Raw genomic sequence first — 12,795 nt, 5'->3', positions numbered from 1 at the left:
ATATAATTTTTAATTAGTATAGATATTTTGGCTCAAAACTTTAACCAAAAAAAGTAAAACCTTACCCCCCACAAGCAACAAAACTTTAAATCTAATTTCTCGAAAAAATAAACCTTTAAACCGGTAAAGTAAAACTTTAACTTTTTGTAATTTTTACATAAAAGTAAATAATGTTTATATACTTTTGTTCAACTTATTTTTTTAAAAAAATCTACTAAGCAGAAAAATTTTTACATAATAAATCCGGATGAATTCATTATTATTAGTGAACATCTTATCAATTCTACTAACACTACTCACCAATTACTTGGAATTATTATGGCTTATGGAATTTCATTAGCTCATCTAAAAAATCAAAATATCAAAACTCCTTATAATTTAAAATCTGATATACTTTCTTATACGTTGGACAACGGTTTACAAATTCAAACATATTCTCTAATTTGCTCTAATACAATTTCCAGATGTATTGAAAATCTAGACAAAAATAGATTACTATCTGTTGATGCACGTAGAATTAATTATGTGGCAAACAATATATTTGGTTTTGGAATTACTACTAAGCAGCTAAAAATTATTTACTCTTTGATTGCAAAGTCAAAAGGAACTCTAAATGAAATTATATATAACTCTAACTCACAAAACTTTTTCTTAGTTAAAACACCTTGTATATTAAATCTGTATCAAAAACTTGGCTACATTAAATCATGCTCATCTTTAAAGCTCAACAGGAGCAATCTAAATCATTACCTAAACAGCGCTACTGGAATTAAACTTACTATCATAAATTTGATTTCAAATTTCTTTACCGAAAAGGAACCTTGTAAAAATTTACATACTCTAAAACGATATATTAATGCGAACCTAAAACGTCTAGGAATCTACAATAATACCAGTAAATTGCAAAAGCGAATTATAGATAAAATATTTTTTCTTAATTAGATTTTTAGTAATTTCTATTTGAAATAGCTGCCAATTAGCGACATAACAAAGGGGATTAAAATAGATATAGCAGCAGGCACAACTACTACTACTACAATAATGCTTATCACTCTATTGCTGGCCTTAAGCTTTTCCAAAAAACCCTTTTCATGAATTTTTAATTTTTCGTTAATATTTTGTTCCAAAATAGACATATTCTTGTTAATATTTTGTTCCAAGTTGGACATGTCTTTTTGTAAATTTTTTTCTACAGTATCTATCTTAAAATCAAGATTCTCAAACTTTATGCCAAATTGCTTTTCTAAATTCTTTAAATCTCTATAGGTAAGATCATTATGATAATATCTTTTGGATAAATCTTTTGCTATTAGCTGTTCCATGCCTAATCGAAGAAACTCTTTGTATATTTGTTCTTCGGTAATATTTGTTGCTAACACTGATTCCATATTTTTTTTCCCTACTTAAAAATCATTCACTAAACATAGTGTATCACAAAAATCAGCCCAATAACAGATCATTTTCAAAACCTGTGCTGCGCTAAGACGATAGTGACCTCGTCGGCCGGTTGTGAGGACTAATTAAGTTGCCAATTTAATCTAATTTTTTGGCCTCTTTATGCTTAATTCTTAAAATCCACTTGGTTATGATACCTGAGAGCTCCAAATCTTTAGAGTAAAACTTGAATACTTCTTTTTTTTTTTAATCCTAAATTCGCTTATACAATTTTCTAGTAAATTTAATACTGCGTTCCCAATTAAATATGCTATGTTATGGACACAGAAAAAAACACCATCCGATTAAACTTAAGCTCATTGTAATAAGCTTTATCGAAAGTTTTGATTTTTTTTAGAAAATTTGCAAACAAACGCAATCACTGTAAAATTTATCATATTTGACCCTTTTGAATCCGTACAACAATAAAATAGACTTAAATTATTAAGCTTGGTCAAGCTTATTTGTTCTTAAATAATTCTCATATCCTTTTATTAAAGAAAAAATATAATCTTCTCCTTTTTTGTTTTTCAATACTTTAAAATCACTAAGTAAAGTAATAAAATCTTCTTTGGTTAGTGAATAAAGGCTAGCCACAATAAAGTTATTTTCATTTTCTTTTTCTTTAAAAAATTCATCTTCCACATCTAAATTTAGTATTTTATTGACTTTTTCTTTACTAAAATCAAAATATTCTAAGTAAAGTAAATATTTAAAGGTCTCGGGATCATTTTTAGCTATCAGCAACGAAGTATTTTTTACAAGATTTAAATATAAAGAATTACTTAAAATTTCTTTTTCTTCAGGTTGAGGCATTGGACATTGATATAAACATGGTTTTAACACATTTGAGCCAACAAATCTTCTTAATAAAAAGTCAAATGTAAATGAGTTAAAAATAGATATAATAAATAATTTTTTATAAAGTGATATTGTTTTTTTCTCATAATTTATATATAGCGACTCTACGCAATAGGAATTTTTAGGACATAATGTACTTATCATAGTTCTTTCATTAGTATTGCTTGCAATTTTTCTATAAATTATCCTTTCATTTCGGCATTTATTATCTTTGGTTAATACTTTTTCCAAGTCTTCTTTATCTATCCACAGTAATTTAGAATTTTCTTTTGCAGATTTATCTTCAAAAATATTGAATCAAACTGATGAATATTAGCTCCAGAATAAAGAAATATAAAGTTTTTATTATTATATTCTTTATACAATGCTTTATACTTTGTTAAATGTAATCCTCCTCCAAAATCAATATATTCTTCGCTAAGAAGACTAAACTGACTAAACATTTTGTTAATTAAGTTCAATTCTTCATTACTTTTAAATTCTATTATTGATTCTTGAATAGGAGATAGTTTCTTAATTTGATCTATATTTAGTTCAATTCCTTTATAAGCATTATTTTTGCCATCCTTTAAATCTCTAGTTATTTCTTTAATCATATTATCACTACTTTGAATCATGAATTTTACTTTAAAACTTGATGTAGGAGTTTTAGTATTACTAAGCTGAAATACTGCAAATTTAAAAAGTGATGCCACGTCTTTAAATCTTTTTTGATTTTGAAATTGATAAATATAGTTAAGCATATACTTATTAAGTATATGCTTTCTTAGAGCTCTAGAACTAGATTCACTCCAAAGAGCTGATGGAATCAAATAAGTCAAATTACCTTTTTCTTTTATTAATTTTAAATTAAATGAAACAAAGTATCTAAAAAGATTCGGATCACCGCCATTAGCAAAATCTTTAAAATCATTTCTATAAATATTATTAATTGTAATTATACTATTTTTTTCTTCATTATATTCAATACTTAAAGGATGATTACCTTTACTAAGTATTTCTTCCTTTATTTTATTTTGTTCTTTTATACTTAGTTTTCTGTAGTTAGTAATATGTTTTGAAAAAAATTCAGATTCATCAAACTTAGTTTTCTCCCATGGAGGATTCCCAATGACAATATCAAATCCTTCCCAAATATCTGGAAACTCAATTCCATAGTGAAAAAATTTATAGTAGCTACTTAATTTTCTAATTTTCTCTATTTTTTCTTTATCTTCACTAGAGGTTTTATTACACAAAATATTTTCAATTAAGCTGACTACAGCTGTAATATCACTAAATTCTATATTTAAAGATTTGTCAAAAGATAACGAATAAAGTTTAATTAAAGAAAATATTATTCTTAAATTATCTGTATCTTCACTTTTCTCATATTTTTTGTATATCTTTTTAGATTTTTCTATATCTTCTTTAGTAGTATCATTAATACCTTTAATTTTTTGATAGCTATCTTCTAAAATATTTGAAATTTCTTGAATTCTTTTTTTAAACAAAGAAAATCCATCTTCAAATTTCTTTTTTAAAAGATCAAAAAATTCATTTTTAGTGTACCCTAAAAGGGCATTTCCTACTTTTATGTGATGTTCAATAAAACTTAATGGTGTCCCAAAAATAAAAGTATTAATCCACAAACTTAGCATAGTAATTTCAACAGAAATAGAATTGATATCTACACCATAAATACACTTCTTTAATAACATCCTTTTAAGTACTAATTCTTTACTTATACTATCCTGAACACCATATTTTTCACTTTCTTTAAGAATAGCTCTATATTCTTTATCAAGCTCTTTTTTTACATCTTCAAATTTATCAAGACTATACCATACTTTTTCTGTTAAGTAATCTAAACAAGAAATTAAAAAATGCCCCGATCCACAAGAATTATCAATAATTTTTATATCTAAAGGACACTTAGTTTTAAGCTGTTCTTCAATTGATGATATAACCATAAAATTAGTTAAATCATCTGGGGTATAATATGCTCCACTTTTTTTTCTATCAAGGGATCTGGATGTAAGATAAATATTGCCTTTGTAGTATGTAGCAACTTTGTTTACTTTCTTATTTTTAAGCTCTTCTTCAGTACGAATAAGATAAACCCCATCTTCAACAATACGATGAACAGTAATATCTGCAATTCTAAGCTCATATTCAAGCAAAGTTTCGTATAATTCCCCAAAACTTTGAAGATCAATTTTTGAATACTCTACAAATTTATCTTCTTTAGCATTTTCTTTGTTAAAGAAGAGCATCTTAGTTAAAATATCTTCAAGCTCATCAACACTTAGCAAATTTTCATTATTTAAATACTTAACCTTATCTGATGAAAAAAGCCCTCCATTAAACACAGGAAACTTTATTAAATCATTCCCTTTGTCAAAAGTATTAAAAATTGTTATTAATTTACTATATCCTTCTTCTCTGTTAATAACCTTATTATAAAAAAATGCCTAAAAGACATATAAGATTTATATGCAATACTTTCTTCCAATATCCCTTTAAATGGCTCATTATCCTCAATATATACAATAAAAAATATTCTTAAAATAAAGAGAATTGATTCTTCAAGAATGTTAACTAAATCAGATTTAGTAATTTCTTTGCTTGATACTTTAAATTCTTTGTCATATATATTTCTTGCAATCTTAAATACTACACAGTCATCCGGGTTTTCATAAAGTAAATCTCTTAAGGTTTTTTTAATTATCTCTTTTTCTTTAGCTATTTGTTCTTTTTCAATCTCTATTACATTACTTCTTTTTGAAAATCTTTCTTTTCTTATAAGGTAGCTAAATAAAACAAACCATTCTTGTTCTTTGTATTCTTCTTTTTCTTCGATTTTAGCAAAATCAAATTCAATATATCTTTTTTCTCCATAAAGAACTTTCGATTTGTCATATAATCTCCATACTTTTCCATTTGAAAGTATTCCATAATGTTTTTGATATTGATTTAGATATCTATATAGCTGATCTTCTGCTTCTTTAACTTTATTTTTAGTATCAAAACTGAATGTTGGACGCTTAACTTCTGCAATAAGTAAGATATCTTCAGTCGGAATAGGATCATTATTTTTTTTAGCTTCTTCTAATTTATTATTAAAATCTAATTTGTCTTTATCATTTTCAAAAAGTAGCATATCTACTCTAGACACTACTCCTTCTATTTGCCCACCTTTTTGTTGTTCTACTGAATACATTAATTCTTCAAATATAGATTTTAGTAAAGATTCTATATTTGCTTCTGCTGAATTATCATCTATCAAAGAAAATTTATTTTTTAAAAAAAGAAAAAAGCTTTTTACTTTATCAACATCTTCTTTTTTTATAAAATCTTTTGATAATTCATTATAAAGAAATATATTTGGATCATTTGTTTTTACAATGTCATTAATTTTCATTATTTTATTTTATCATTTTCTATTCTTATTGAGTTTTTTTGATTGTTAGTTCTAAAAGTTTGCCTATTTTTCTTACTTTTATATTTAGAAAATCCTTGTGTTCTATTTCCTTTCTCAATTTTTCGAAAAAAAATATACTATACGCAGAATTTAAGCCAAGTTGGGCATTACAAAGAGCCAAACTATCTACTTCCTTTAAAAACAGAAATTATTTTTTGTATTTACTTGAACAAGTAATAAGACTTTTTTATTCTTTTCATAATAGTCTTTTTTGTCACTTAACATTTTGCTATACAAAAATTAATACCAAACACCATTTCCATCAATTCCAACTTGCATTTCTTTAAGAGAATCTTTAATTCGTAAGATTGGGCCCACTATTGCTTTATATGCTTCGTACGAATCAGATTGTCCTTTAATCTTTGAAATTAAAGTCTTTGTTTCTGTTTCAATCGCATCTAATTTTCTTTTTGCGTGCATTTCACTTATGTATAATAACTTTGTCGCGGTATTTGAACTCACATGAATATAATTCAATAGAGTATTAAGATTTTTTTCAAGCTTTTCCTTTGTAAACTTTTTAGCATTTTCTCTAGCTCTGGCTTTAGCAGAGGCATCAAGAAATGTAGAATACATTCGGGTTTGCCTTGTTGCAAACGAGTTATAATTGGCATATATCTTGCTAATTGTTTTAACTGCTAAATCTACATTATATTTAACATATTGTAGATAAGATTTATATCTATTATTTAATAATACCTCTTCCTTACCACAGTCACCATAACTTTCCTTTTCTACTTCATCGTCGTATAAAATAATATTTGAGCCTGAAATAGTCTGTAAATCGCTCTTTGGTCTTAAATCAGAATCTATGGTAAAATAAAATTCATTGCTTTCAACAATCTCCTTAGATTCACCACTTTCACCGCTAAGAAAATTCAAACTTCCTTGAATCCTCTCTTTATATTCATTCTGTTGTTTTTGTATTTTTTCTTTTGTAGCCTCAAGCTGTTCTCTTAATAATTTAGTTTCTAAACCTTCTTCTGATATTACATTTTTTTGTAATAAATTACTATTATCAGTAAACAACCCCTTTACATGCTTATAAGGTTCTTTTTTAGCAATCTTTTCTTTAACTTCTTTCTTATTAATAGACTTTTTAACAGATTCCTCGTTAGCACCTAAAATAGAGCTTTCCTTACTAAAGAAACCAAGAGATTTCTCTTTCATTTTACCTTTCATGACTACATCACAACTGATAAAACCAAAAAACAATCCCAAAGCTAAATATTTAATTTTTAATTTCATGCTTCCCCTCCTATAAAGTAGCATTAACTATAACTCATTTTAATTTGAATTACAAAAAATAAACAAGATAAAAATCTTAAAAAGTAAATAATAGCAGTTCTATTATTCTTATTATTTGCAATTTAGAGCTTTATAGATTTTGTTACAATATAGCATAAAATAATTTAGATTATTATATTTTATTGTAATTTGAACAAAGTGATATATATTATCAATTAATATTTATTATTATTTAATAATAAATTATATTATAAAAAAGGAGAATATTTCTATGAGAAAAAATTTGTCTTTATATGCATTATTAATGATGGGATTTATGTCTTGCAATCTAGATTCTAAATTGTCTGCTGACAATAAAGAGCAACAAAGTAACAATATTGTAAAGAAAGTTTTGAATAGTGTTCAAGAAGATGCTCTTAATAATTCAAATATCAATAAAGATAAGAAAAAAGATTTTGTTGAAAATTTTAGAGAACAGAAATATGAGGATTTGGCTGTTCCTATGGGACCTGTAAATCCCACAGAATCCAAAGCGTCTTCAGAATCATTGAATAATAAGATTGGTATATCCAATACTTCAATTGGGAATACTCAAAAAAAAGAGATAAAACAAGAGGATTTAATCCCTTCTACCAATGAGGAACAGAGAGCAGATAGAGCTATTAAAAATATAGAGACTATTCTTGATAATTCTAAATTTTCTGATTTAATTAAGACTGTGGATGTACTTAAAGATGAATATGATTCAATAAGAGCTGATTTTAATCATGTAATGGGAAATGTTTACAATCAAAGGACATCGTTAATAGGAGATTATAAGAATAATAAAGATACAATAAAGGAATTAACACAATTGCAAAGCAAGTTATTAAAGATATATAGTGAACTTGATGGGCTTATAAACAATATTGATATGGCAGAAAGTGAAATAAACTCTGCAGCTTTACTTTTTGATAACGCTAAGGAAAGCTTAAAAAAAGGTATTATAAAAAGATTAGAGAGTAGCCGCAATACATCTTATTCTTTACAATTATCTAGACAGGCTTTTAGTCAAGCACAAAGCGCTTTACGCAACTTAGAAGCTTTTCTTTTTAAAAGAATTGAAGCAATGGCAAAAAAGAAAGAGATAGAAGAGTTTATTAAACATGCAAAAACCGTTTTAGTAAATCTTAATGCATAAGGAAATATATAAAATTATAGAAAAAGTTTTTTACAAATAAAAAGCAAATGAACTACTTTACTATGGCAAAACTTCTGATTTTAGTAATGTTTCTAAAGGAATATATACATTTACATTATTGGAAGTTGCCAAGTTTTGAAAAGTTATAAACAACAATCATCTTAAAGTATTAAAGTATGCTTTTTCTATTTCTTTTTTCACTTTAAAATATTGCTGATCAATAGTGGGCCTAGAAATAATAACATCCCCATAATCATGATCTTTTTCACCAGAATACTTAATATCATCTGGAGAATATAACTCATTTATACATGAATATAGCCAATAAACTTCACTTTTAAATTTATTATTCTGCTCATTTTTTATCCTGCAAAACAACTTAATCAATTCTTTAGATCGCTCAGAACCTAAGTCTAAAAAGAATTTATTAAAATATTCCTCATTATAGTCAGGCAATGGGGGTACGTCGCGACCACTACCATCTTTTAAACCGTATAAAGTCTTTTTTATATCAACTAGCAAACGATGCTCAGTCGCATATAATTTTAAATTAGAAAATATGCCTTCATTAACAATCTCGTCAGACTATATCTCGTAACCTTTTTCTAAATTCTCAGAAAAAGTTAGAACGGATTGTTCCTGCTTATCATGCAAATAACAACCCAATAAAGTTAATGTTATTATACAAACACAAACCAAAATTCTCATACAGTCTCCAAACATACAAGTAAATATATACTAATTTTATAGTTTCTCAAAAATTGTTAAATACTAAATCATTATATTGATTTATGGAAATTAAATATAATGATTACAAATCCTTATTATATTTGAAAGATTTATTTTTTAAAATATCAAGAATATTATTTAGAAAATAATATTCTTGATATTCATTTAGAAGAATTAAACTACGGTTTGCCTAATTATTTTTTTACTAAAAAAGATTTTTAAAATGAAAATATTTATAAAAAAAGAATTTCTTTACAAAATATTTTTGACATACATCTTACTGGGATTTGCACAAACAAAGACAAAATGGCTATTGACTATACAAAAAGAAAACCTTCTAAAAAACTTAAAGATTTTGCGAATTTACCCGAAAAAGACGCTCGCAAAAAATACGGGACAAAACCGATCCTAGACTTTGGAAATTAGTAAAAGTACAAGAATTTCTAAATAAATACTAATATTGATCCAAACTATGTTATGGAGATGTCTTATAGGCCATTTGACAATAGATTTACCTATTACTCAAAAATAAAGAAATCATAATTAGACCTGGTTATAGAACCATGAAACATATCCTAGAAATTCACAAAAATACAGCACTCATAACGACAAAAATATTAGAAACTGATAGTTTTTGTAATGCTTTCATTACTTCTAAAATATCAGAATCAAATATTATTCAACTAAATTACAAAAGTAAATTATATCTAAAATCTTTTTTCTTAATTAATTATTGGGGGGGTAAAAAATTTTTAGTAAATATTATTTGAAAAACCTAGTAATTAGCGACATAACAAAGGAAACTACATTGGTTATCATAAAAGGCAAAACTACTACAGTAATAAAAATTGTAATTCTGTTACTTACCTTAAGCTTTTCCAAAAAAATTCGGCTATTAATTTTCATTTCTTTTGTAAGATTTTGTACCAAACTAGATATGTCTTTTTGTAAATTTTTTTCTACATTATCTATCTTGGCAGTAAGTTCGCTGCTTTTTACAGTAGCAATCTTAAAATCAAGATTCTCAAACTTTATACCAAATTGTTTTTCTAAATTCTCTAAATCTCTATAGGTAAGATCATTGTGATAATATCTTTTTGATAAATCTTGTGCTATTCATTACTCCATTCCTAGTCGCAAAAACTCTTTATATATTTGATCCTCAGTAATATTTGTCGTCAACGCCACTTTCATGATTAACACTCTTAATAATTAATTATATTATAATTTCTAAAAAATTGCCTTAATACCTACTGTGAACTAATATTTTTAAATCAAAGATTATAGAAATAGCTTCTTGTTTCATCCATGATAGCTTTTTAGGTTCTAAAAGAACGGTCATCCACTAGAGCATGATCCACAAGCTTTACTTCAGGCAGTTCCTGCCTTCGTTTTTATTTCTTTGTAAGAATAAGCCTTAAGTATTCATGAGAGATGAAATGAAAGAGGAATCCCTGGGTTTGTTTGATGAGAAGAAGGGCTCTATCTTACGCCTTACATTAATTATCAACGATATTGCAAATGTATTAATAATGTTTTTTATTAAAAGTATTTTTAAAACTAGAAAAATAAATATTTAAAGAAGTCATTGCCTTATCTTTGCTGAATAAGACTATATTGATATCATCAAAAAGTTAAAGTAGAATCTTAAGTTAAGAATAATATCTTGTGCTTTTCATTAAGGAGGCTAATGTGAAAAAAATTTCAAGTACAATATTTTTTTAGCAGCTTTTATGGTTTTTATTAATTGTAAAAACAATGCTAGTGAACCTGGCGGTGAAGATGATAAAAAAAGATTCTTCAAGAATATTGGAACTTGAAGAGAGTTTTTATGAAGTAATAAAAATTAGAAAAGAATTGAGCAAATTGAATAATGAATATACTAAAGAAATAGAATTTCTCAAGCAAGCTCAAAGTAAAAGACAAATATCTGGTTAAGAATTTCAAAAAAGACTTAGAGAAGTACAAGCAGAATACAAAACAAAAAAAGATATAGCAACTACCCAACTACTAAAACTGAATAAAAAATTGCAACAGCAAAATCAACTAAATCTATTGAGAAAATGAAGCTTACTCGTGGTGGTGTTCCTACAAACTATCAAAACATTTTTCTTTTATTTTAAAATCGCCTAAATCTTTTAAGTCCACAATATATAATTGTATAATGAAAACGCATTGGGGATGCTATTTTTTTAAAAAAATCTATAACTAAAACCCCAATATTTGATATTAATAACTCAAACTACTTAGATAACTTAAGCTTTACAAAAGCTATAAATGTTAATTAAGTATCCAAGCTAAAGAATAACTTACATTTTTATCTAAATAACTATCAATAATTGCATAAACCATTAAAATATTTTTAAGTAAGTGCACATACCTATTATCATGCAAAGTATTACAACTCCCACAAGTCCAACTAGTGTCACTTAATTTTAGAGTTATATTTTTAATACCGCAACTGCTGCATAGCTTACTTGATGGAAAGTATCTATCCACTTTATATAAAAAGGATCCAGACCACTCTGATTTACATGATAATTGTTTTGCAAACTCACACCATCCTAAATCATTAATACTTTTCCCAAACATCCTTTTTGTAGACCTTTAATTGATAAGTTCTCTATTGCTATGTTTTTATAATTATCTAAAAAGTAATACGATAATTTATGTAAAAAATCTTTTCTTTGATTTGAAATTTTCCTATGTAGCTTAGCAACTCTTAATCTAGAGTTAGCTCTATTAATAGAACCTATTTGTTTTCTTGATAGTTTTCTTTGATATTTCTTAAGTTTACTGTCATTCTTTAGTAAATATTTAGGATGATTGATTTTCTCACCTTTATTACTTACTAAAAATGCCTCATACTCATATCAATACCAACTACCTCCTTTTTATTATTTTATTATTTTATTATTTTATTATTTTATTATTTTATTATTTTATTTTTATTTTTAGCATCTAAGCACTCAAATGCTACTGCCGTGTAATATTTATCATCAGTATCTTTTTCTAACACCACATTTTTAATAAGTTCATTGTCTTTAATATTTCTATGTAGAGTTAACTTTACAAATCCTATTTTAGAGGCAACTTTATATAATCATTTTCTATTCTTATTGAGTTTTTTTTGATTATTAGTTCTAAAAGTTTGTCTGTTTTTCTTGCTTTTATATTTAGGAAATCCTTGTGTTTTATTTCCCTTTTTAATTTCTCTAAAAAAATTACTATATGCAGAATTTAGGTCAAGTTGGGCATTACAAAGAGCTAAACTATCAACTTCCTTTAAAAATAGAAATACCTCTTTATATTTACTTGAATAAGTAAGAAAACTTTGTTTATTTTTTTATAATAATCTTTTTTATCACTTAATATTCTGTTATATAAAAATCTTACACATCTAAATACTCTTGCAAAATAACCCTTTTGCTTTCCATAAATAACTTGTGGTTTATCTATCTTAGGATTAATTCCTAAAATAAGGTTTTTATCCATTCGCTCATAAATAATTTTATACCTGTCTTTAAATTCGCTAACTAAATCTAAAAAATAATTACCCTTAAAATTAGTACTGATAAATCATATTTTGTTTTTATACTTTAATTTGAATTTCACTAAGTAGAAGTTCAATACATCTTTTATATTACATTGCTTTATGAAGTATTTTATGTGGTATTCAAATTAATTAGTGTGTTTTTGACAGTTAGGTTGTTTGAATGCCTTTTTAGCTCAATTAGATCGCTTGATGGAATCTTGTATTTTTTTGTTTTATTTTTTAGAAAAATTTCCTATAAAATTCTTATATGTCTTACTATTATTTTTATATTATAATCAGCTAAAGTATACTGCACGCGCCCACACCCACACACCAACTCTTTTT

10 protein-coding genes and 3 pseudogenes are annotated in these 12,795 nt (G+C 25.8%); 4 read left to right on the top strand and 9 right to left on the bottom strand.

The window, feature by feature from the left end; genetic code table 11:
- Nucleotides 1-318 precede the first annotated feature (318 nt).
- Entirely contained in the window at nt 319-942 is a 624-nt protein-coding gene (locus QIA27_RS04995; RefSeq protein WP_418906239.1) for a hypothetical protein, read from the top strand.
- A gap of 14 nt (nt 943-956) precedes the next feature.
- Here the strand turns inward: QIA27_RS04995 and bdr (QIA27_RS04990) are convergent, their stop codons facing one another.
- The 4 genes and pseudogenes from bdr (QIA27_RS04990) to QIA27_RS04975 all read right to left on the bottom strand — a co-directional run bounded on the left by bdr (QIA27_RS04990) (nt 957) and on the right by QIA27_RS04975 (nt 7,006).
- Nucleotides 957-1,388 carry a Bdr family repetitive protein gene (bdr, locus tag QIA27_RS04990; RefSeq protein ID WP_418906238.1) on the bottom strand — a complete coding sequence of 144 codons (432 nt, stop codon included), beginning with the start codon at nt 1,386-1,388 and terminating at the stop codon, nt 957-959.
- A 145-nt stretch (nt 1,389-1,533) separates the two neighbouring features.
- Nucleotides 1,534-1,629, bottom strand: a pseudogene (locus QIA27_RS04985) (DUF226 domain-containing protein); the annotation flags it as partial.
- 249 nt (nt 1,630-1,878) lie between these two features.
- Nucleotides 1,879-5,698 (bottom strand): annotated as a pseudogene (locus QIA27_RS04980) (Eco57I restriction-modification methylase domain-containing protein).
- A gap of 300 nt (nt 5,699-5,998) precedes the next feature.
- Nucleotides 5,999-7,006, bottom strand: a complete 1,008-nt coding sequence (locus tag QIA27_RS04975; protein ID WP_418906237.1) for a ferrous iron transporter A — start codon at nt 7,004-7,006, stop codon at nt 5,999-6,001.
- A gap of 271 nt (nt 7,007-7,277) precedes the next feature.
- Between QIA27_RS04975 and QIA27_RS04970 the strand changes: the two genes are divergently transcribed.
- Nucleotides 7,278-8,186, top strand: coding sequence for a P12 family lipoprotein (locus QIA27_RS04970; protein WP_418906236.1), 909 nt, complete (start codon nt 7,278-7,280; stop codon nt 8,184-8,186).
- Between the two features lie 156 nt (nt 8,187-8,342).
- Here the strand turns inward: QIA27_RS04970 and QIA27_RS04965 are convergent.
- A pseudogene (locus QIA27_RS04965) lies at nt 8,343-8,894 on the bottom strand (P52 family lipoprotein).
- A 783-nt stretch (nt 8,895-9,677) separates the two neighbouring features.
- Nucleotides 9,678-10,031, bottom strand: coding sequence for a Bdr family repetitive protein (bdr, locus tag QIA27_RS04960; RefSeq protein WP_418906243.1), 354 nt, complete (start codon nt 10,029-10,031; stop codon nt 9,678-9,680).
- A 311-nt stretch (nt 10,032-10,342) separates the two neighbouring features.
- On the opposite strand from bdr (QIA27_RS04960), the gene QIA27_RS04955 reads away from it, so the two are divergent.
- Together QIA27_RS04955 and QIA27_RS04950 are read left to right on the top strand one after the other, a co-directional pair.
- Entirely contained in the window at nt 10,343-10,495 is a 153-nt protein-coding gene (locus tag QIA27_RS04955; protein ID WP_418885524.1) for a hypothetical protein, read from the top strand.
- A 202-nt stretch (nt 10,496-10,697) separates the two neighbouring features.
- Nucleotides 10,698-10,853: a hypothetical protein gene (locus QIA27_RS04950; RefSeq protein ID WP_418885525.1), complete on the top strand. Its 156-nt coding sequence runs from the start codon at nt 10,698-10,700 to the stop codon at nt 10,851-10,853.
- Between the two features lie 342 nt (nt 10,854-11,195).
- Here QIA27_RS04950 and QIA27_RS04945 read toward each other — a convergent pair whose 3' ends face one another.
- The 3 genes from QIA27_RS04945 to QIA27_RS04935 all read right to left on the bottom strand — a co-directional run bounded on the left by QIA27_RS04945 (nt 11,196) and on the right by QIA27_RS04935 (nt 12,410).
- Entirely contained in the window at nt 11,196-11,507 is a 312-nt protein-coding gene (locus QIA27_RS04945) for a zinc ribbon domain-containing protein (RefSeq protein WP_418906235.1), read from the bottom strand.
- Nucleotides 11,480-11,746: a transposase gene (locus tag QIA27_RS04940; protein ID WP_418906242.1), complete on the bottom strand. Its 267-nt coding sequence runs from the start codon at nt 11,744-11,746 to the stop codon at nt 11,480-11,482. The genes QIA27_RS04945 and QIA27_RS04940 overlap by 28 nt, the downstream gene beginning before the upstream one ends.
- A gap of 454 nt (nt 11,747-12,200) precedes the next feature.
- A complete protein-coding gene (locus QIA27_RS04935) occupies nt 12,201-12,410 on the bottom strand; it encodes a helix-turn-helix domain-containing protein (RefSeq protein ID WP_418906234.1) in 210 nt (69 codons plus the stop codon).
- Nucleotides 12,411-12,795 lie beyond the last annotated feature (385 nt).

It is taken from the genome of [Borrelia] tanukii, assembly GCF_030439725.2.
GTDB classification, from domain to species: Bacteria; Spirochaetota; Spirochaetia; order Borreliales; family Borreliaceae; genus Borreliella; species Borreliella tanukii.
Note: the sequence above shows the minus strand (reverse complement) of the source record. Positions and strands in the feature narration are given on the sequence as shown.